The sequence below is a fragment of the Algoriphagus zhangzhouensis genome, assembly GCF_900148515.1.
Taxonomy (GTDB): domain Bacteria; phylum Bacteroidota; class Bacteroidia; order Cytophagales; family Cyclobacteriaceae; genus Algoriphagus; species Algoriphagus zhangzhouensis.
In genome coordinates this window covers 328,283-349,453 of the sequence record NZ_FRXN01000006.1, presented here as the reverse complement: position 1 = coordinate 349,453, position 21,171 = coordinate 328,283, and the positions used below count along the sequence as shown (strand labels likewise).

General features: G+C 38.0%; 25 protein-coding genes and 1 other RNA gene. 19 read left to right on the top strand and 7 right to left on the bottom strand.

All coding sequences use genetic code 11. The features are described 5' to 3' along the window. The first annotated feature begins 23 nt into the window (after positions 1-23). On the top strand, positions 24-305 hold the full coding sequence (locus BUF13_RS19390) for a hypothetical protein (RefSeq protein ID WP_073573471.1): 282 nt from the start codon (positions 24-26) through the stop codon (positions 303-305). Here BUF13_RS19390 and BUF13_RS19385 read toward each other — a convergent pair. Next, a complete protein-coding gene (locus BUF13_RS19385; protein ID WP_073573470.1) occupies positions 280-822 on the bottom strand; it encodes a hypothetical protein in 543 nt (180 codons plus the stop codon). The genes BUF13_RS19390 and BUF13_RS19385 overlap by 26 nt on opposite strands. Before the next feature lie 128 nt (positions 823-950). Here BUF13_RS19385 and BUF13_RS19380 point away from each other — a divergent pair, with 128 nt between their 5' ends. From BUF13_RS19380 to BUF13_RS19345, 8 genes are all read left to right on the top strand, one after another. Beyond that, complete coding sequence (locus BUF13_RS19380) at positions 951-1,547, top strand: hypothetical protein (RefSeq protein ID WP_134204565.1); 597 nt, start codon at positions 951-953, stop codon at positions 1,545-1,547. A 28-nt stretch (positions 1,548-1,575) separates the two neighbouring features. Further along, on the top strand, positions 1,576-2,007 hold the full coding sequence (locus BUF13_RS19375) for a VOC family protein (RefSeq protein ID WP_083586526.1): 432 nt from the start codon (positions 1,576-1,578) through the stop codon (positions 2,005-2,007). A gap of 113 nt (positions 2,008-2,120) precedes the next feature. Further along, positions 2,121-2,207: signal recognition particle sRNA small type (gene ffs / locus BUF13_RS19370), an RNA gene on the top strand. Between the two features lie 129 nt (positions 2,208-2,336). Continuing rightward, entirely contained in the window at positions 2,337-2,996 is a 660-nt protein-coding gene (gene fsa / locus BUF13_RS19365; protein ID WP_073573467.1) for a fructose-6-phosphate aldolase, read from the top strand. A 51-nt stretch (positions 2,997-3,047) separates the two neighbouring features. Continuing rightward, complete coding sequence (locus BUF13_RS19360; protein ID WP_073573466.1) at positions 3,048-3,251, top strand: fructose-6-phosphate aldolase; 204 nt, start codon at positions 3,048-3,050, stop codon at positions 3,249-3,251. A 2-nt stretch (positions 3,252-3,253) separates the two neighbouring features. Beyond that, entirely contained in the window at positions 3,254-3,964 is a 711-nt protein-coding gene (locus BUF13_RS19355; RefSeq protein ID WP_073573465.1) for a cell division ATP-binding protein FtsE, read from the top strand. 66 nt (positions 3,965-4,030) lie between these two features. Then, positions 4,031-5,422: a S41 family peptidase gene (locus tag BUF13_RS19350; protein WP_073573464.1), complete on the top strand. Its 1,392-nt coding sequence runs from the start codon at positions 4,031-4,033 to the stop codon at positions 5,420-5,422. 145 nt (positions 5,423-5,567) lie between these two features. After that, complete coding sequence (locus tag BUF13_RS19345) at positions 5,568-6,782, top strand: S8 family peptidase (RefSeq protein ID WP_073573463.1); 1,215 nt, start codon at positions 5,568-5,570, stop codon at positions 6,780-6,782. A gap of 365 nt (positions 6,783-7,147) precedes the next feature. Here BUF13_RS19345 and BUF13_RS19335 read toward each other — a convergent pair whose 3' ends face one another. From BUF13_RS19335 to BUF13_RS19320, 4 genes are all read right to left on the bottom strand, one after another. Continuing rightward, positions 7,148-7,852, bottom strand: coding sequence for a tetratricopeptide repeat protein (locus BUF13_RS19335; RefSeq protein ID WP_073573461.1), 705 nt, complete (start codon positions 7,850-7,852; stop codon positions 7,148-7,150). 13 nt (positions 7,853-7,865) lie between these two features. Further along, on the bottom strand, positions 7,866-9,296 hold the full coding sequence (locus tag BUF13_RS19330; protein ID WP_073573460.1) for a CCA tRNA nucleotidyltransferase: 1,431 nt from the start codon (positions 9,294-9,296) through the stop codon (positions 7,866-7,868). Next, complete coding sequence (locus BUF13_RS19325; protein ID WP_243839768.1) at positions 9,293-9,784, bottom strand: hypothetical protein; 492 nt, start codon at positions 9,782-9,784, stop codon at positions 9,293-9,295. Before BUF13_RS19325 ends, BUF13_RS19330 begins: the two co-directional genes overlap by 4 nt. An 89-nt stretch (positions 9,785-9,873) precedes the next feature. Next, complete coding sequence (locus tag BUF13_RS19320; protein WP_073573459.1) at positions 9,874-10,212, bottom strand: DUF6249 domain-containing protein; 339 nt, start codon at positions 10,210-10,212, stop codon at positions 9,874-9,876. A gap of 111 nt (positions 10,213-10,323) precedes the next feature. Here BUF13_RS19320 and BUF13_RS19315 point away from each other — a divergent pair, with 111 nt between their 5' ends. Further along, positions 10,324-10,899, top strand: coding sequence for an RNA polymerase sigma factor (locus BUF13_RS19315; protein ID WP_073573458.1), 576 nt, complete (start codon positions 10,324-10,326; stop codon positions 10,897-10,899). Continuing rightward, complete coding sequence (locus BUF13_RS19310) at positions 10,896-11,306, top strand: hypothetical protein (RefSeq protein ID WP_073573457.1); 411 nt, start codon at positions 10,896-10,898, stop codon at positions 11,304-11,306. Before BUF13_RS19315 ends, BUF13_RS19310 begins: the two co-directional genes overlap by 4 nt. 52 nt (positions 11,307-11,358) lie before the next feature. Here the strand turns inward: BUF13_RS19310 and BUF13_RS19305 are convergent, their stop codons facing one another. Continuing rightward, the gene (locus BUF13_RS19305) at positions 11,359-11,760 is read right to left on the bottom strand and encodes a hypothetical protein (RefSeq protein WP_073573456.1); all 402 of its coding nucleotides are present in this window, start codon (positions 11,758-11,760) and stop codon (positions 11,359-11,361) included. A 396-nt stretch (positions 11,761-12,156) separates the two neighbouring features. On the opposite strand from BUF13_RS19305, the gene BUF13_RS19295 reads away from it, so the two are divergent. The 7 genes from BUF13_RS19295 to lepB all read left to right on the top strand — a co-directional run bounded on the left by BUF13_RS19295 (position 12,157) and on the right by lepB (position 20,004). Next, the gene (locus BUF13_RS19295; protein ID WP_073573454.1) at positions 12,157-13,773 is read left to right on the top strand and encodes a CTP synthase; all 1,617 of its coding nucleotides are present in this window, start codon (positions 12,157-12,159) and stop codon (positions 13,771-13,773) included. A 38-nt stretch (positions 13,774-13,811) separates the two neighbouring features. Beyond that, positions 13,812-15,614, top strand: coding sequence for a membrane protein insertase YidC (gene yidC, locus BUF13_RS19290; protein ID WP_073573453.1), 1,803 nt, complete (start codon positions 13,812-13,814; stop codon positions 15,612-15,614). Positions 15,615-15,881: 267 nt separating this feature from the next. After that, on the top strand, positions 15,882-16,664 hold the full coding sequence (locus tag BUF13_RS19285; RefSeq protein WP_073573452.1) for a ParA family protein: 783 nt from the start codon (positions 15,882-15,884) through the stop codon (positions 16,662-16,664). A gap of 1 nt (position 16,665) precedes the next feature. Continuing rightward, on the top strand, positions 16,666-17,583 hold the full coding sequence (locus tag BUF13_RS19280; RefSeq protein ID WP_073573451.1) for a ParB/RepB/Spo0J family partition protein: 918 nt from the start codon (positions 16,666-16,668) through the stop codon (positions 17,581-17,583). A 2-nt stretch (positions 17,584-17,585) separates the two neighbouring features. Then, positions 17,586-18,197 carry a DUF5683 domain-containing protein gene (locus tag BUF13_RS19275; protein ID WP_317129071.1) on the top strand — a complete coding sequence of 204 codons (612 nt, stop codon included), beginning with the start codon at positions 17,586-17,588 and terminating at the stop codon, positions 18,195-18,197. Then, positions 18,197-18,919 (top strand): 4-hydroxy-tetrahydrodipicolinate reductase, encoded by a 723-nt coding sequence (gene dapB, locus BUF13_RS19270; RefSeq protein WP_073573450.1) that lies wholly within the window; start codon positions 18,197-18,199, stop codon positions 18,917-18,919. Before BUF13_RS19275 ends, dapB begins: the two co-directional genes overlap by 1 nt. An 11-nt stretch (positions 18,920-18,930) precedes the next feature. After that, positions 18,931-20,004, top strand: coding sequence for a signal peptidase I (lepB, locus tag BUF13_RS19265; RefSeq protein WP_073573449.1), 1,074 nt, complete (start codon positions 18,931-18,933; stop codon positions 20,002-20,004). Between the two features lie 35 nt (positions 20,005-20,039). Here the strand turns inward: lepB and ung are convergent, their stop codons facing one another. Then, a complete protein-coding gene (ung, locus tag BUF13_RS19260; protein WP_073573448.1) occupies positions 20,040-20,702 on the bottom strand; it encodes a uracil-DNA glycosylase in 663 nt (220 codons plus the stop codon). Positions 20,703-20,762: 60 nt separating this feature from the next. Between ung and apaG the strand changes: the two genes are divergently transcribed. After that, a complete protein-coding gene (apaG, locus tag BUF13_RS19255) occupies positions 20,763-21,149 on the top strand; it encodes a Co2+/Mg2+ efflux protein ApaG (RefSeq protein WP_073573447.1) in 387 nt (128 codons plus the stop codon). Positions 21,150-21,171: the final 22 nt, after the last annotated feature.

The window sequence follows — 21,171 nt, the reverse complement described above, 5'->3', positions numbered from 1 at the left end:
ATTTCTAAAAAAACCGATAGACTATGAGCTACATCGCTATACCTATTCCTCAAGATGGCGGTAAACAAGACATCCAAATAGATGTGACCGTCAATAACCAAAAACAATCCCTGCATTACAAAGTAGAATTGTTCTATTGGGATGAATGCCAAAATCCTCAAGGACATCGTGCTGATTGTATTTCAGAATTATTAGCCAAGCACGATCCAAGTTGGACAGTCTATTATATAGGAGCTCCGACGGACGATTTTGTCCCTATTACTTTTATTCAAAAGAAAATCAGTCCTTCCCTCCACTCCCTTTAAACTGGTCCTCTTTGTAAGCAAACAGCACATTGAATGTCGTCAATGAGCCATAGCATCTTGTGATATATTGCTGCAAATGAACACGGTCTTCATCATCCAGTTTTGAATGATTATTGATATTCTGCTCCAATACTCTGAGTTTCTCCCTTACCATTACTACTTTATGAAAAAAAGTATCCATAGGGATCTCTTTGCTTTGAAGGCCTTCGTCACCAGGATTTAAAATCACAGAACCGCCAATCCACTTCCCTCCCAACGGAACAATCGGAGCACGCTCTGAGGTTTGAATCAAAGCTTCTTTGATGGCCTTTTCGACATCCTTCTGAGTCAAAATAGGGTAATCAGGCTTCTTAGCCTCTTCAATTTCAAATCCATCATAATCCCTACCCAAAGTTTTTACCTCTTCGGTATCGTAGAAATAAATCTTATAATATTTTTCATCCACCGACAAAACCATCCCTACTCCAAATTTGGGATGACGCAACTTACTTCCAGGAGCCAAATCACTTGCTGACATATATTCTAAAAAGGTTATAATTAGGATTTCAAATTATAAATAAAATAAAATCTGACTTATATTTTTCTTGGATTCTGTAACATTCTTTTTCTAAAAACATCTCCAAGTAGGACCCAAAAACCTAAATCATGAATCTAAAAATCAAGAAACTCTTTATTCAGTCAATTTCAATTTTCTTGGGTTTCACATTTTTTGGAGCAGGCATGGCCAAGCTTTATTTTGAGCACCACTACTTTGGATGGATTGGTCCGACTTGGTTGATTGAAAGGCTGGAGGAATATCAGTTGGGTTTTTACGGTCAATTCATTGCAGTATCACAAATTTTCATTGGATACCTTTTGATTACCACCCGGTATAAACTTATCGGAAGTATCATGATGATCCCATTAATCGGAAACACTCTAATGGTCACAATCTCTATGCAATGGAAAGGAACTCCCTTTGTCTTGGCATTTCTTTTAGGATTGAATCTTCTGATTTTGTGGCATTATCGAGACTTTTTTAAACCACTTTTAAATGAATCCTTTGAAGGAAATTTCAAAAGAATCGTAAATAAAAAAACCAACCTGGGTCATCTTGTTTGGCTTTGCGGACTTGTCCTACAATATATTTCCATCGCAATTTCTTACCATCAAATTTATGTGGCGATGGGCACATCTTTTTTGGGACTCCTATTGTCGATTTTTAGCTTTAGAGTTGATAAAAACCAACTCAAAATGAAGTAAATTTCATGAATTACTAAATTTTAACATCATGAAAATTTTTCCTTATCTCAATTTTGACGGGCAAGCTGAAGAAGCCTTTATTTTCTATCAATCCATATTCGGAGGCGAGTTTGAAGGTGGCATTAATTACTTCAAAGACATCCAAGGAATGGAAATCCCCGAAGATGAACAAGGCAGAGTAATGCATGTAAGCTTACGCATCAACCCACATTATAAAATTATGGCAAGTGATAACATGCCAAGCCTTGGACATAAATTGATTGTTGGCAATAACAATTATGTCTCAATTGATGCAGACACTAAAGAGCAAGGCCAAGAGTTCTTCGAAAGACTTTCTGCAGATGGAGTCGTGGAAATGGAATATCAAAAAACCTTTTGGGGTGCATATTTTGCCAGTTTCAAAGATAGGTTCGGGGTGGCATGGATGATCAATTACGATTTGAAAGAAGGAGAATCTTAAATCTCCTTCTTTTATAAAAAATCAAGTTTCTCACACTCAGAAACATAGTGAAGTATCTGCTAAACTTTCGATCCAAATCTTGTTTTGAGTAATTTTTGCCGTACCTTTGTGGCCTAGCGGCACGACCAGCTCCTGCTGAATCCCCCAGGTCCGGAAGGAAGCAAGGGTAGGCGGTTGTAGCGGTGCGATGCCGCTTCTTTTTTTACCTTATTTTGAACTTGGCCTTTTTTTCCAGTTCCGTATCCTGATTTATCTTTTAACTTTGTCTGAAACTAGTCATCTTTCTAGATGATTAACTATTAGCAATTCAAATCAAAAAACCTTTTCAGATGAAATTCTTTATTGACACCGCCAATCTTTCCGAAATCCAGGAAGCTTACGACTTAGGTGTTCTTGATGGTGTGACTACCAACCCTTCTCTTATGGCAAAAGAAGGAATTACCGGTGATGCAAACGTAAGAGCGCATTACAAGGCAATTTGTGATATCGTGGATGACAAAGTAAGTGCTGAGGTAATCTCCACTGATTTTGAAGGTATGATTAAGGAAGGAAAAGAGCTTGCCAAAATCGATGATAAAATCGTGGTAAAAATCCCAATGATCAAGGACGGTGTTAAGGCAATCAAATACTTCCACAGCGAAGGAATCCGCACCAATTGTACTTTGATCTTCTCATCAGGACAGGCATTGTTGGCAGCTAAAGCGGGAGCTTCATACGTTTCCCCATTTATCGGTAGATTGGATGACATCTCTTTCGATGGGCTGGAACTGATCGAACAAATCGTTCATATCTATCAAAACTATGGATATGCTACAGAGGTGTTGGCTGCTTCTGTAAGACACACAATGCACTTGATCAAATGCGCTGAAATCGGAGCTGATGTGGTTACCTGTCCTTTGAAAGTAATAACTGGACTTTTGAAACATCCATTGACTGATTCAGGACTAGCACAGTTTTTGGCTGACCATGCCAAAGCAGCAGGAAAATAATTAAACGAAGGTTGGCTTTCATACAAGGCCAACCTTTTTTACCCCTTCCCTATGTATATTATCAAAGTAAAAGGAAAAGCTAAAATTCCTGACTACATCCAAATTAGAGATGAAAATTTCGTATTGGTTGCTTATTTTAGAGCAGACCGTCCTATGAAGAACATTGAAAAATTTGGACTGGAGGGAAAGGAAACAGAGCTCCAAACGTTGATAGATGGTCTTCCTTTTGGAAAATTGCAAAAACTAGAATTATAACTATGGATTTCAGCACTCAACCTGTCCTACAGGTAGACAATGCCACTATTTTTCAGGGAGTCGATCCCGTACTTTCCAATGTCAGCTTCTCTGTTGAGCAGCATGAATTTGTTTTTTTAATTGGTCAAACCGGTAGCGGTAAAAGTTCTCTTTTGAAAACCCTCTACGCTGATCTTGCCCTTAAAAGTGGCAAAGTAGATATTGCTGGATTTGATCTTACCAAAATCAAAACTTCCGAGATCCCCTTTCTAAGAAGAAAGCTGGGCATCATATTTCAGGACTTTCAGCTATTTAACGATCGAACAGTAGCAGAAAACCTAGATTTTGTCATGAAAGCAACAGGCTGGAAGGACAAAGTCAAAATCAAAGAAAGAATGGCTGAAGTTCTCATGCTTGTAGGTCTCAACAACGCTTCTTCAAAAATGCCCCATCAACTATCTGGTGGTGAGCAACAAAGAGTAGTAATCGCCCGCGCACTCTTAAATGAACCTTCAATCTTGCTTGCTGATGAACCAACCGGAAATTTGGATCCAAGTGTAGCAGATGGAATCTTTAAGTTATTCCAAGAAATCAACAAAAAAGGAACAGCAATCCTAATGGCGACTCACAACCATGAACTGCTTAGAAAATACCCTTACAGAGTTTTGAAGTGCGAGGACGGAAAGCTCCTTGATAGCCAAACGCATGACGTATCCTTTGGTTCTAGTTACTAGCAGTCACTGAATTAGCATACAACATGTTTGGATATTCACCGTTTCAATTAATCTAAATCAACCACAATGAAGCAAACCAAACATTCACAAATCGCCCTCCTCTTCCTTCTTTCGTTTGCAATTTTTTCTTGCGACAAAAAGGACGACCCAACCCCGACAGTTGATCCAACTTCAGAATCAGCTGTAAATAACTGGATCAAAGATGTCATGGACCAAGTCTACTACTGGTTAGATGACATGAACACACCGATTGCAGTAGATTCTGATCCAGAAGACTATTTCGAATCTTTATTGAATAGACCAACAGACAGATTCTCCTATATCACCCCAGACTATCAAGAGTTAATTAATTCTCTGAATGGAATTACACTAGAAGCTGGATATGAATTCACCTTATATAGAGAGAGTTCTACCAATGAAAATGTATTGGCAGAGGTCACCTACATTAAGAAAAACAGTCCAGCATCTGCAGTTGATTTAAAAAGAGGGGATCGAATCCGAAAAATCAATGACACTCAAATGACATTGGATAATTACGCTGAACTTCTGGATGAGATTTCGACAACCCATACAATCGATCATTATCGACTGAATGAGGAAACTCTTGTTTTTGAAAATTTAGGAACCTTATCATTGACTCCTGTCCAACTAGCAGAAGATCCAAATTACCTTGATTCTATTTACACTGTCAATGGTCAAAAGGTTGGATATTTGATATACAACTTCTTTGCTCCTGGACCTGGAAGTAGCAGTACACAATACGATGATGAAACAGATGCGATTTTTGCCAAATTCAAGTCTGGAGCTATCAATCATTTGGTCTTGGATTTCAGATACAATGGAGGTGGATATGTTTCTTCTGCTGTAAACTTGGCTAGCCTAATTGCACCTGCAGTGACAACTTCTGATATTTTCTACAAAACCAAATACAACAGCTTCTTGAGCCAATACTCTGACTTTCAAAACGTTCAAACGGAATTTGAATCAAAAACAGAGAATTTGGGAAATATTTTAGAAGGAAACCGTGTCTATATTCTCACTTCTTCCAGAACAGCCTCCGCGTCTGAATTAATCATCAATGGATTGAAACCTTATATGGATGTATACATTATTGGTGATGTCACATATGGTAAAAATGTAGGCTCTATCCCTTTTGAGGATGAAGAAAATAGTGATAATCCTTATGGTATTCTTCCTATTGTAACACAAAGCTTTAACAGTCTAGATCAATCAGACTACACGAATGGATTTACTCCGGATGTTGAGGCTTTGGAAAGCTCTGAGCTTTTACTCCCTTTAGGAAATGTCAATGAAATATTGCTTAGAACTGCTTTAGAACAGATAACTGGAGAATCCTCCTCTGGCAGATACCAAAAACTAGATCGAGAAGACATAGGTAGTACTCTTGATAGGAAAGTCCGAGCCGGAACCATGATAGAACAGAAGACCTTCAATTAAATCTAAGCCCCGAAATTTCGGGGCTTTTTTATTTTTTTAACCTTTGGATTTTGGTTTTATGACTTTTTACACCATATTAAAACCGTTTATTTTTTAGAAACACCATTAAACCTAGATTTTATTTTAACCAATCAACCAAAAATCAATGAAAAATCTTTGGAGAAAACCCACAATTTACGGAGCAATCGCTCTAGGAGCCATGACATTTGCATGTCAACCACAGGAGGAGAGTCCTATCTCTCAAAATGATGTAGTAGAATACGTCAAGTATAAGAATGGCGATATCATTCCAGGTAAGTATATCGTAAGACTGAACCCAACTAATATCAATTTCAGAAAGACTAAGAATTATGCAGCGAATACCGAGGCAATGAGAAAAGTTAGTTCAGACTTATTAGCTAAATACAGAATTTCTGCAGAAAATATAGAACATGTATACGGTAGTTCTATCGAAGGATTCTCAGTTTCAATGACAGAAGATCAATATGAAGAACTTTCAAAAGACCCTTCAGTAAAATACATTGAAAATGATAGATTTTTCGTACTTGCCCCACCTCCGGGTAAAGGTCCAGGAGGAGGAGGAGGAAGCTCTCCTGCTCAAGTAACACCTTGGGGAATTGAGCGAGTTGGCGGCGGAACCTATAATGGTAATGGAATAGCCTATATCATCGATTCTGGAATTGATTCCGGCCATGAAGACTTAAATGTAGATGTCTCTCTAGGATTTAATGCATTCGACAAAGGAAAAGACGGAAATTTATCTCAGGATGGGAATGGCCATGGAACTCATGTCGCAGGAACAATAGCGGCAGTAGATAATGAAATAGGAGTAATAGGAGTTGCCCCAGGGGCAACTGTCGTCCCTGTCAAAGTTTTAAATAGCCAAGGAAGTGGTTCTTACTCTGGAGTCATTGCAGGTGTCGATTTCGTGACTGGTAATGCATCTGATGGAGATGTAGCAAATATGAGTCTAGGAGGCGGATTCTCCCAAGCAGTAAATGATGCAGTAATTGCTCTAGGATCCGCAGGTATTAAAGTAGCCCTAGCTGCAGGAAATGAAAGCACCTTTGCCGGAAACCGATCTCCCGCAAGCGCAAATGGAACTAACATTTATACTGTTGCAGCTTTTGCTGAAGGAGACAATTGGGCATCTTTCTCAAACTATGGTATACCTCCAGTTGATTTTGCTGCACCTGGTGTTGCTATTCTTTCCACAGTTCCAGGTGGGTATTCAAGCTATAATGGAACATCTATGGCATCTCCACATGTTGCGGGCTTGTTACTTTTGGGTACCATTCATAGTGATGGCACAGTGAACAATGCTCCTTTTGGAGACAGCTATCCAATAGCTCATAATTAATCAACAATTCCATTTCTATAAAAAAAAGCGACCTAATCAGGTCGCTTTTTTCGTTCATTATCAAATCGTTAAGTTTTTAAATCATTATAGGCTTTCTATTCCATTTCAGGTACTTTCGCAGTTATGGAAGCCGTGGCGAGTTTTTTATTGATTTTAGGGATTTATTTCCTGGGAACAGTAGCAATTATTCAACAAGTGATTCATCCCAAAAGGGAAATGGTCCCGATTCATGGCACCAAATCCAAAACAGTCGTTACCAACTATGCTAAAATTTTAGCTTTAAGCTTTCTCTTAGCTTTAGCCACTACCACATTAGCATATTTATTATTTATATAAAAAAAACCGGCTTTCGCCGGTTTCATTGTTTATTGTGCTTTCTGCAAATTCTCTTTAGCTAATTCAAATTCTGGAGCTAATTGCACAGCTTCTTCAAATGCCGTTTTGGCTTCAGATTTCGAACCTTGATCCAAATAGATCATTCCTTTCAAGTTCAAAGCCGCTGCTTTCATTGATATTTCTTGAGTCTCAGTCTGGCTCTTAGGGAAGCCTATTTTCTCATCAACTTTTGCATTTTTGATCAGCATGTTCACTGAATTCAAAGCCTCCTCATATCGCTTCAATGAATATTGGATAAATCCAGATTTATACAAACTGAAATTATCTCCAGTTAAAAGATAAAGGCTCTCAAAATGCGGCAATGATCTATCTAAAGCTCCAACAGCTTCCAAGGAATAAGCTGCAATCTCAAGCGCGGCGATATTCTTATCATTGATTTCAAGAATATCCAAAGCTGCCAAAGCCGCAGACATCGTTTCACCAGACTCGAAATACAAAGAAGCCAAAGCTTCTTGGAATCTCAAATTCTCAGGGTTTCTCACGATCAATTGATACAACTGAACCTTTGCGGACTGAGCATCATTATATCTCATCGCCAACTGAAAAGCTGCTTGATTTTGAATGTTTAAAACATTCTTGGTTTTTGGGTCCAATCTTGGAATGGAATCATTGGTTTGAGCTTTCAATCCATAGCCAGCAAAGGCTATTACCAGCATTAATAATACTCGCTTCATTTTTTATTTAATATTAATTTTCAGAATTCTTTTGTGGTACTAAGCCTTTTTCTCTGGCTATTTCTGCCATAAGTTTTCGAGCTTCTTCGGGGTTATTTTGAATTTTGCCCTCCAATATAGCTTCTTTAATTTCTTCTTTTATCTCTCCTACAACTTTTGAAGGTTTCAAATCGAAAGTTTCCATGATTTCCTCTCCACTAATTGGAGGTTGGAAATTCCGAACTTGATCTTTCTCCTCGACTTCCTGAAGTTTTCTTTCAACTTTATCAAAATTCTCAAGATAGCGCTTTACCTTCTTGTTATTCTTAGAAGTCACATCAGCTCTACATAGCTTCATCAAGTCATCAATCGCGTCCCCTGCATCAAATAAAAGTCTTCGCAAGGCAGAATCTGTCACTTCATCTTTCACCAACGCTATTGGCCTCAAATGAAGCCTAACCAATTTCTGAACAAACTTCATACGGTCATCCATCGGTAGTTTCAGCCTTTTGAAGATGCCAGGAGTCATTCGGGCACCTTTATCTTCATGCCCGTGAAAAGTCCATCCTACTTTTTTGTTAAACCGCTTTGTCGCAGGCTTAGCAATATCATGCAAGATCGCCGCCCATCGTAACCAAAGGTCATCACTTACTTCTGCGACATTATCCAAAACTTGAAGGGTATGATAGAAATTATCCTTGTGAGATTTATCGTCTACAGAATCTACCCCCTGCAACTCAACCATCTCTGGAAAAAACTCATGAAGAAGTTTACTTGCAAAAAGTAACTTAAATCCATAAGAAGGCTTTTCACTTAAGATGATTTTATTGAGTTCGGTAATGATCCTCTCTCCCGAAATAATTTGAAGGCGCGGCGCATTTTTGCTGATTGCATAAAAGGTATCGGCATCAATATCGAAACCCAATTGACTTGCAAATCGAACGGCTCTCAACATTCTCAACGGATCATCGGAGAAAGTAACATCAGGGTCCAAAGGAGTCTTGATGTTTTTCTTGTTCAGATCTCCCATACCATCAAATGGATCAAGTAAATCCCCATAATTATTGGGATTTAGGGAAATCGCCATTGCATTTATTGTAAAATCTCTTCGCTCCATGTCCTCTTGCAGAGTCCCATCTTCAACAATAGGCTTCCGACTTTCTGTACGATAAGACTCTTTTCTTGCGCCTACAAATTCCAGTTCAGCATCCTCAAGTTTGAGCATAGCTGTTCCAAAATTTTTAAATACGGACAAAGGCACATGGTAGTCATATTGCTTCTCAACCTCTTCTGCCAATGCTATCCCACTACCAACACAAGTGAAATCAAGGTCTTTACAAGGTCTTTCAAGAATTAAATCTCTAACAAAACCTCCAACCACATAAGTCTCTAGCCCAAGATTATTTGCAGCTTTTGCAACTTTTGCAAATACCTCGTTTTGATCTAAATCCTTCTTGAAATTCATCCTTTGATGATTTTTACATCGCCCTCAGGCCCCAAGTAAAACTCCTTCACATTTGGTCCAAAAAGGGGGAAATACTTTTTGGTCTCCACATCAGGCTTTGATTTTGAATCCATCTTAACCAAAACTGGTTGAGACAATTGAAACAACAACTTATTCCATTCATTATCCCTAATCAAAGAGAAGCGCACATTTCCTTTAACTGCAAGCCCTTCTGGCACTCTTGAATTTGCTGGACTTGAATAAATAGTAGGTTTTGAGGCAAACTCCACAATATCCAATGAAACTTCTGAGAACTGTTCGGAAATAATTCTGATTTGAAACAAATCAAAAAGCAAATAAACCCAATCAGTCCCCATTTCTGGTTTCCAGTTTTCAGGCTTAAGAAAAGTAATTGTAATACCATTCCCCTCCTTGATGGAGAGCGCTCCTTGATCTCGAAATTGCTTAACGAATAATGTGTGGTCCAAAATGACTGATAATTTTTTCACAAAAATAATCAGATTATTGAGAGTGGTCAGAAAACAAAAGGCCTCTTCGATAGGAAGAGGCCTTTTGTTTCATTAATTCACAAATTTTATCATTCACTTTTGGAGAGTTTTCGATTGATAAAGAAGCTTGTCACTAGTCCCAAACCTGCAAAAATGAAAATACATGCTGGATAGGAAACATCTGAATCCATTCCTCCTTGCTCTAACAAAGCTCCCATCAATACCCCTACCCCAATACCGATTGCAAGAAATGCAAAATTTAAAACAACCTCTCCAACTCCAAATTTCTTTCCGGAATTGAATAATGTTGCATCTGCGCCTTTTTCAATCAAGGCCATTCTCTCCTTGTTTCTTGTAGTAAGATACAAGTACACAATACCGAAGATACAGGAGAAGACAATAAAAGGGATTAAAATTTCAGAAGCCATAGTCTTTTTTGGTTAGTTTTTCTTGTTGGATGTGAGCCGATTCAAAAAGGTTACATAATTCCGAAAAAAAAAATTGTAACTTTTTATCTATTGGATGCATCCAAGTGAAAAATGAAGTTCAAAGAAGATTCGGAATACATTCTTGCTATTAAAAAGGGGGATAGGAAAGCCTTTGGTTTATTGGTGCAAAAACATCAATCCTATGCCTATACCCTAGCATTAAGAATTCTTAAAAATTCCGAAGATGCAAAAGAGGTTGCTCAAGATTCGTTTATTAAAATTTTCCACAATCTCCACAATTTCCAAGAGAAGTCTGCATTTAAAACGTGGCTTTACAAAATAGTTTACCATGAATCCTTAGGGAAATTAAGAAAGAATAAAAGACAATTTGTTTCCTTGGAAGATTTCCAAGAGGATAATAGTAGAGAACCGGATTACCAATCAGGATTAGAATTATTGGAAGAAAAAGACCGGAAAAATATTATACAAATAGCCCTCAACAAATTAAGGCCAGCCGAGTCGACAATTCTTACGTTATATTACCTTGATGAGCAGTCAATAAAAGAAATTGAAGAGATCACAGATTTCACAGAATCGAATATCAAAATCTTACTCCATCGAGGAAGAAAGAATCTTATAAAAGAACTAAATAAAACTCATCATAAAGAAACTCTTAGGATGTTATGAACGAGAAATTAGATAAAAAAAACGACCCCCTCTACAAATTAATACAAGAGGCAGGACCAGAAGAAGTAGGTTCAGACTTTCTATCTTCCATCTTAGTTCAATTGGACCAAAAAACAACCATCACAAGCTACAATCCAATAATTTCCAAAAAATCATGGTTGATTTTCGGACTTATATTTATAATAATAACTGTTTTTTCTATAACACAAGTACCTACAGAATCAAATTGGTCTGACTTTTTATATATTCCGATTGATCTTAAGGTCCCGACGATCAACATTGATTTTCGACTTCCTGCTTTGCCAACCATATTTAAAACAAATATAATGGCACAATCAATTATTTCATTTATTATCCTAAGCTTTGCGTTTATAATAATAAGGAATAAGTTAATTGAGTTGAAATAAATAAAAAAAGGGGTACTGTATAGCACCCCTTTTTTATTTCACTATATAATAATTATCCTCTTAGCCAGTTGATAAATGTTTGATAACCTATTCCAATTTCACGAGCGAATGCTGCTTTAGTCTTATTTCCTGCAGCTTCTACTTTTTTCCATTCAGAAATGATCTTGCTTTTTTCACCATCAGTGAATGTACGTCTCTTTGAGGTCTTTGCGACAGAACCGCCACTTATTAAAGAAACCAATTCATTAAAGTCACTTAGAAATTTTCCATCTGTAAGAAACAAACCCGCTGCTTCCAATTTTTTAATAACGTCATCCTTTGGATTGACTGGAGTCACAGCGATACCACGAGCAGCAGCCTCATGCAAATCTATTTTTTTTCCTTCGGCTGTTTTATAAATAAAACCTTCACTCTTTTTGAGATCTGCAATAGCTTCTTTAATTAGGTCTCTCATAATTAATTAATTTAAAGTAATGTAATCAAAAGTAGGTTGCAATATATATAATTTAAAGAATAACAAAAGGGAATAGAATTAATTTTTCTAAATTCAATTAATAGATCAATCTATTTTATTAAAATTCTAATCAACTCCTTTTCATTTTTTTAATACTCTGCCTATCACATTATTTTAAATGACTCTATTTTTATAAAAAAGTCACACCCATAGGACATTTTATTTGAGAAAATTTCAACAAGAGCGATAATCATTTTTCTCAAATAATGATCAGATTCAATTTGAATCGATTTCGAAAAATTCAGGATAAACGAAAATTCTGAAAGAGGTCTCAGATAATTTTCGTAATTTTGAGCCCCATAAGAATCCATCCAAATATCATTCTTCACCATTCTTATGGCCTCATCCACAAAATACATCTTTATTACAGGAGGAGTTACTTCTTCCCTTGGAAAAGGTATCATTGCTGCATCTCTTGGCAAACTACTTCAGTCCAGAGGATTCTCTGTAACCATCCAAAAATTTGACCCCTATCTCAATATTGATCCGGGAACCCTGAACCCTTATGAACATGGCGAATGCTATGTCACCGATGATGGAGCAGAAACCGATCTTGACCTAGGACACTATGAGAGATTTCTCAACATCCCTACTTCCCAAAGCAACAATATCACTACGGGAAGAATCTACAACAATGTAATCACCAAAGAACGTAAAGGAGAGTTTCTTGGAAAAACCATCCAGGTAATCCCTCATATTACGGACGAAATCAAATCCAACTTCTATAAGTTAGGCGAGGAAGGAAAATATGATGTCGTAATCACTGAAATCGGTGGATGTGTCGGTGATATCGAATCTTTACCTTTCATCGAAGCTGTACGTCAGGCAAGATGGGACCTAGGTCCAAATAACTTCTTGGTTATTCACTTGACGTTGATTCCTTATCTAAAGGCAGCTAAAGAACTTAAAACAAAACCAACTCAACATTCTGTCAAGCAACTTCTAGAAGCTGGTATTCAACCAGATATTTTGGTTTGCCGTACAGAACATCATTTGCCTCAGGATGTCAAAAAGAAATTGGCTCTATTCTGCAACGTTCAACTTAATAGTGTAATCGAAGCAATGGATGCTGAGACGATCTATGATGTTCCTTTATTGATGAAAAAGGAAAAACTGGATGAAAGAGTCATGACCAAATTGAAGCTTTCTTCCAAGCATAATACTGAGCTGGAAAACTGGAAAGATTTCCTTGGTAAACTTAAAAATCCAACCCAAGAGGTAACCATTGGATTGATAGGTAAATATGTATCACTTCCTGATTCTTATAAGTCAATCATTGAGTCATTTGTTCACGCTGGTGCTTCCATCGAATGCCAAGTCAACTTAAAGTTGATTTCTTCTGAAGAAATCCATAATGACAATCTCAAAAATAAGTTAAGCGAGCTAGATGGAATTCTCGTGGCCCCAGGTTTTGGTGAAAGAGGTTTCGAAGGAAAAATCGAAACAGTAAAATACGCTCGTGAAAATAACATCCCTTTCTTTGGCATTTGTCTAGGAATGCAAGTAGCCGTAATTGAGTTCGCTAGAAATGTACTAAAGCTAAAAGACGCCAATAGCACAGAAATGAACCCGGAAACAGCTCATCCTGTGATCGCTTTGATGGAAGAACAAAAGAGAATCGATCAAATGGGCGGAACTATGAGACTAGGTTCTTATACTTGCGAGCTGAAACGCTCTAGTAAGGCGTATGGAGCTTATGGAAAAACCAAAATCCAAGAAAGACATCGTCATCGTTATGAGTTCAACAATGATTTCTTGAAAGAAATCGAAGAGGCTGGAATGATTGCGACTGGTAAAAATCCAGAAACAGGTTTGGTCGAAATTGTCGAAATCAAAAACCATCCTTGGTTTGTCGGCGTACAATTCCATCCTGAGTACAAGAGTACAGTATTGAACCCTCAGCCTTTGTTTGTTAAATTCATCCAAGCGGCAATTGACAAAAAATTGAAATAAAAATTAAAGACTCTGATTCATTCAGAGAAAGTTAAATTATGGATAGAAATCAAGCGACAGGCTTAATCCTATTTGCTGCGGTTATTTTGGTGTACTCCATTTTCTTCGCAAGTACCCCGGAGACCCCGCCAGTTGAGACGGAAACACCTGTACAAACTGAAACTCCAGAAAAAACTCAAGCTGCAGAATTGACCCCTGCCATGCAGGCTGTCAACGATTCAACAGTAGACGCAAATAAAATTGCGAAATACGGAGTATTAGCCACAATGACTCAGGGAACTGATGAATTGTTGACTTTAGAAAATGATAAAATCCAGGTTTTCATCTCTTCTAAAGGTGGTCAAGTAAAAAAAGTACACCTTAAGGAATATGAAACCTGGCAAAAGGAACCACTTTATCTATTTGATGAAAAATCCTCAAACATGGATTTTTCCCTTGAAACATCAAATGGGCCCGTTTACTTATCAGACTTCTATTTCTCTCATAAGATCACTTCAAGTCAAAATGAAGATGGACTAGCAGTAACTACTTTAACCCTAAAGTCGGGAACAGAAAGTGGCACCTTGACTCAAACTTTCTCTGTAACAGAGGGAAGTTATGTAGTAGAAAAAGACTTCACTATTGATCGCTTTAATGGAGTATTTACCTCTCAGTCCCTAGAATTAAACTGGGAAGATCAAGTAAAAAGAGTTGAACGAGATATAGCCGAATCTAGAAGAAAGACTGAGGTAAATTATTTCACTAGTTCTGAATCTTATGAAAATCTTGGCGTAGGAAATGATCCAGAAGCAGAGACTATTGCTGAGCCAGTAAAATGGATTGGATTTAGCCAAAGATTCTTCACAGCTGGAATCATTGCTTCTACAGACTTTCAAAACGTAACATTAAGTCAAAACACTCCTGCCGATAGTTCTTCTGTCAGAAATATGACTGCTAATTTGAAAGTACCTATCACTGATGGTTCTGCAAATGTCAAGTTTTATTTCGGTCCTGATAAATACAAAACCTTAAAGAAGGTTACTGAAGGCTTTGAGAAGAATGTAGACATGGGATACTTCTTTGTAAGCTGGGTCAACAAATACATTATTGTAAACCTTTTCCAATTCCTACAGAAGTTCTTCAATAACTACGGAGTAATCATTATCCTGATCGTTTTGATCATTAAGCTGGCTTTGTCTCCTTTGACTTATAAGTCTTACATCGGAATGGCTAAAATGCGTGTCATTAAGCCAGAAATAGATGAGTTGAAAGAGCAATACGGTGATGATCCGACTAAGATGCAGCAAGAGCAAATGAAGCTCTTCTCCAAATTAGGAGTTTCTCCTATCTCAGGCTGTCTTCCTATGGTATTGCAAATGCCTTTCTTGTTTGCAATGTTCTTCTTTTTCCCAAATGCAGTAGAACTTAGACAGGAATCTTTCTTATGGGCTTCTGATTTGTCAACTTATGATGAATTTATCAAGCTTCCATTCACGATTCCTTTCTATGGGTCACATGTCAGTTTGTTTACTTTGTTGATGACTGTGTCGCAGATTATTTACACACATTTCAACAATCAGTTGACAACAGCAACAGGTCCTATGAAAAACTTGGGATATGTGATGCCAGTAATGTTCATGTTTGTTTTGAACTCCTATCCTGCGGGCTTGAGCTTCTACTATTTTGTTTCCAACATGGTAACATTTGGTCAACAAGCAATTATCAAGCTTTTTGTAGATGACGACAAAATCCGTCAGAAAGTAGAAGAGTCCAAAGTAAAAAATGCGAATAAGAAAAAATCTAAATTCCAACAGAGATTGGAAGAGGCGATGAAGGCCGCAGATGCAAATCGTAAAAAATAAGAAAAGGCCTTCGGGCCTTTTTTTAATGGCTTATGCAAACCTTTGAATCAGACCAGTTTTGATAAACAAGAAAATTTAACATCTGACTTTATCAACAATACTAAAAAAATAAAACTTTGACATTAAAGCTTATTTGGAAGTATTTCTTAACTATTCCAGTCAATTCCTGTCCCGGTACGTTAAGAACATGTGGATAAAAAAAGGAGGCCTCAAGGTCGATAAAGAATGGAATTTGCTTAATATTGAGACTAAATTTTAAACACAACCATGGGAAAAATAATTGCGATCGCCAATCAGAAAGGAGGAGTTGGAAAAACAACAACCGCCATGAATCTGGCAGCCAGTTTAGCAGTACTGGAGCATAAAACCCTGGTTATTGATGCCGACCCACAAGCAAACACAACTTCTGGTGTTGGACATGACCCTAAATCAATCTCTACAAGCATTTATGAATGCATGGTAGACGGGATAGATGTAAGGGAAATCATCCTAAAAACTGAAATAGAAAATCTTGATTTGGTGCCTTCACATATTGACTTGGTAGGTGCTGAGGTTGAGATGATCAATATGGATAATCGAGAAGAAAAAATGAAAGAAGTCATCACTCCTTTAAAGGATGATTATGATTTCATTATTATCGATTGCTCTCCATCTTTAGGTTTGATCACCATCAATGCATTAACAGCTGCAAATTCAGTAATCATTCCAGTTCAATGTGAGTACTTTGCATTGGAGGGTTTGGGCAAATTGCTCAATACAATAAAAATTATCCAAACTCGTTTGAATCCAGACTTGGAAATAGAGGGAATCTTACTTACTATGTATGACGTGAGATTGCGATTGTCCAATCAAGTGGTAGAAGAAGTAAAAGTTCACTTTAAAAACATGGTGTTCGACACCATCATCCCTCGAAATGTTAGGCTATCTGAAGCACCAAGTTTTGGGATGCCTGCAATTGCTTTCGATGCTGATGGCAAAGGAGCTGTCGCTTATTTAAATTTGGCCAGTGAAATCGCACAGAAAAATGGCCTTCAAAAAGTAAATTCATAACATGGCTGATCAAAAACCTACCCGAAAAAAATCTGCCCTAGGAAGAGGGCTAGGCGCTTTATTGGAAGACAGCCCTGCCAAGAATAGTACAAAAACAGAAGAAATTCTTCCTGAAGTAGTTAAAACTGGAATCTTCGAAATCAAACTAGAAGAGATCCAGGTTAACCCATATCAGCCAAGGACTCATTTTGATAAAGATGCTTTAGCGGAACTTGCTGAATCCATCAAAGTTCAAGGGATCATTCAGCCTATCACCGTCAGAAAACTGGATCAGAATGAATATCAGTTGATATCTGGTGAAAGAAGATTCCAAGCTTCCAAAATTGCCGGGCTGGAGAAAATTCCTGCATACGTAAGGACTGCTAATGACCAGCAAATGCTGGAAATGGCATTGATTGAGAACATTCAGAGAGAAAACCTGAATGCACTGGAAATTGCTCATTCTTACCAGCGCCTTTTGGCAGAGTGTGATTTGAAGCAAGAACAGCTCGGGGACAGAGTCGGTAAAAACAGAACCACAGTCAACAATTACCTAAGGCTATTGAAATTACCTCCTACTATCCAAGCCGCGATCAGAGATCAACAGATCTCCATGGGGCATGCCAGAGCTTTGATCAACATTGAAGATGTAGAAAAGCAGTTGGCTATCTTCAAAAAAGCAGTTGACGAAGAACTAAGCGTAAGGAAAGTAGAAGCTTTGGTAAAAGCGTTGAACGAAGGTAAACCAGAGAAAAAATCTGAACCAAACCTGGATCCAGTTCGAAAATACGAAATGAACAAAATCCAGCAGAGACTGGCTTCTCATTTTGGAACCAAAGTCAACCTCAAGGCGAACGATAAAAATAAGGGTGAGATTAAAATCCCTTTCACTTCCGCATCAGATCTAAATAGGATTCTTGAAATCCTTGAAATCATTTAATCTTGAAACCAACAAAACAACATTTCTTAGCGAAAAGCAAAGCCCCATGGATTTCCTTGGGACTTTTGTTTTTTGGCTTATTGCTGTTTCAACCGGTTTTAGCTCAAAATGAGGCAGAGATAAAGACTGAAAAGGTTAAAAAGAAGGAAGAAAAGCCAGATTATTCTTCTCTTCCCAAGGACCCGAGGAAAGCAACACTCCTCTCAGCCATTTTGCCAGGCGCAGGGCAGGTTTATAATGGCAAAGCCTGGAAAGTACCCATCCTATACGCAGGATTCATTACAGACATTTATTTTATTGGATTCAACAATAAGCGATACCAAGTTTTCAGAGAAGCCTTATTCGCTTATGACGATGGGGACACGAATGCTTTTCCCAACTTAAATAGAGAAGCTCTGGTGAGGAACGTGGACTATTGGAGGAGTAATAGAGATCTCACTATTCTATTAATGGCCGGGATTTATGCATTAAATATTATTGATGCCAATGTTGATGCACATCTATCTGGTTTTGATATCTCAGATGACTTAGCTTTGGGCTTTGAACCAAATTTCGGTTCATTTTCTGCCCAAAATCAACAGATGGGACTAACTTTAAAATTAAAATTCAAATAATGAACATATTACTATTGGGCTATGGAAAAATGGGCCAGCTGATCGGACATATCGCTGAATCAAGAGGACATAGCCTTGCAGGAAAAATTAATATCGACAACAGATCAGAGTTGGATCAACTAGACGCATCCCAAATCGATGCTGCGATTGAATTTAGTCAACCCGAAGCTGCTGTTGAAAACATCAAATGGTGTCTTGAAAACGGAATCCCTATTTTATCTGGCACGACTGGTTGGCTAGAAAAAAAACCTGAACTAGATGCCCTTACAGTAGAAAAAAACGGAGCTTTCTTCTATGCTTCCAATTACAGCATCGGAGTCAATATCTTTTTCAAAGTCAATGAGTTTTTGGCTAAACTCATGAACGAGACAACCGGGTACACTGCAAGCATTGAAGAAATTCACCATACAGCAAAGAAAGATGCACCATCAGGCACCGCGATCACTTTGGCAGAAGGAATTATTGATAACAAAGCTGATTTTAAAGATTGGTATTTGACCGGAGAAATGGACGGAAGCAAGCAATCACTTCCAATCACCTCTAAAAGGATTGATCCGGCCCCTGGTACTCATATCATTAGATATCAATCTGAAATAGACGATATTGAAATCTCCCATACAGCCCATAGCAGACAGGGGTTTGCCCTTGGCGCAGTTTTGGTGGCGGAATGGATCCAAGGCAAAAAGGGAGTCCTTTCCATGAATGATTTCCTTTCTTTTTGAACCTTAAACTCATGAGTAAGACAAAACAAAAAAAATCAGCAGCACGGGAGTGGATTGACGCATTGGTATTTGCGGTTGTTGCGGCAAGTTTGATCCGGTGGTTGCTTTTAGAGCCCTTTACTATCCCAACGGCTTCAATGGAAAAGACCCTTCTTGTGGGCGATTTCCTTTTCGTAAGTAAAATGCATTACGGAACAAGGATTCCTAAAACTCCATTGCAGGTGCCTTTGACTCACCAAAAGGTTTGGGGAACAGAAATCCCATCTTATTCTGATGCAATCCAGCTTCCTTATTATAGACTTCCAGGTTTTTCGGATGTTGAGAGAAACGATGTGGTAGTATTCAATTATCCAGTTGAATTTCAGTATCCAAACGACCTGAAAACGAACTATATCAAAAGGGCTGTTGGTGTACCAGGTGATGTAATTGAAATCAAAGACGGGAATCTTTCAATCTCTGGTCAACCAGCTTTGAAGCCTGAGGAAATGCAATACTCTTATGACGTCTTGACCAACCGTCCTTTAAACCTTGACTTTTTCAAAGACTACGGAATTGGACAGGAGGATTATTTTGCATTCTCTGACGGATCAGGTTATTGGGTTTTTGCAACGGATGAAATCATAGCACGACTTGAAGCTTCTCCAGTGGTAACCAAAGTAGCCAAGAGAATCATGCCTCCAGGTGGTGAAGACCGAATTTTTCCTGAAGCTTATGCCTCCAAATGGAACAGAGACCAATATGGCCCACTAACCATACCTGGAAAAGGTTGGACTATAGAAATGACTCCAGATAATGTAGACCGTTACGGCTTTACAATCCTTCATTATGAAGGTCATGAACAAGTAGAAGTAAAAGGACAAGAACTTTTTATAGCTGGACAAAAAGTAGACAGTTATACTTTCCAACAAGATTATTATTTCATGATGGGAGATAATAGACATGATTCATTGGACTCTCGCTATTGGGGCTTTGTCCCAGAAGATCACATTGTAGGAAAGGCCTGGTTCTTATGGCTTTCCCTAGACAAGTACGAATCGATGTTTAGCAAAATAAGATGGAGTAGAATCTTCAACGGAATTAACTAAAACAAAAGGCTGTCAAAATTGACAGCCTTTTGTTTTTACCAGACAATTGGATCTAAACCCTTGGAAGTTAAATACTCATTTGCCTTTGAGAAATGTTTACAGCCTAAAAACCCCCGATGAGCCGAAAGAGGACTTGGATGAGGGGCTTTTAAAATCAAATGCTTATTGGAATCTATCAGATCTGCTTTCTTTTGTGCATAAGCACCCCAAAGCAAAAACACAACATCTTCTCTCTCTTGGCTAACACTTCGAATCACAGAATCAGTGAATTCTTCCCAGCCTATTTTCTGATGTGAACCGGCCTGATGCGCTCTCACTGTCAAAGTGGCATTTAGCAAAAAAACACCCTGCTTTGCCCATCTGCTCAAATCCCCATTCGGAGGCATATCTTTCCCTAGATCTGCTTTAATCTCTTTGAAAATATTCATCAAACTTGGGGGAAAGGGAACGCCAGGTTTTACAGAAAATGACAATCCATGTGCTTGGCCACCGCCATGATATGGGTCTTGTCCCAAAATCACAACTTTAACCTGATCAACAGGACAGTAATCAAAAGCATTGAAAATATCTTTACCTGGAGGAAAAACTTTTCCTTTGGAATATTCGTCCTTCACAAAGGCTACTAAATTTTGAAAATAAGGCTGGTCGAAAGTTGTACCTAAAATCTCTTTCCAACTTTCTTCAATTTTGACATCCATTTATATTATATTGATATTCAAAGAATTCGTTGTATATTTGCTAACTTTTAAGATGATATCATGGTAACAGCTATCACCAACGGGATAGAAGTAAGTGTAGAAGTAACTTATCAGGCTGAGTTCTCAAGTCCTTTACAGCACCACTACGTTTTTACCTACAAAGTAACCATCCAAAACAAAAGTACTCATACTGTTCAACTTTTAAGAAGAAAATGGGTGATATCCGATGCCGCCGAAACCACTAAAATTGTAGAGGGAGATGGAGTAGTAGGGCAACAGCCAATTTTGGAACCTGGACAAACTCACAGTTATGTTTCTGGTTGTAATTTGAAATCTGGCATGGGTAAAATGAGAGGCTCATATACCATGCAAAAGCTATTTGATGGCAAAACTTTAGAAGTTACTGTCCCAGAATTTCAGATGATTGCCAATATTTTTCATAATTAATCTTGGGTTCAAAAACTCATCC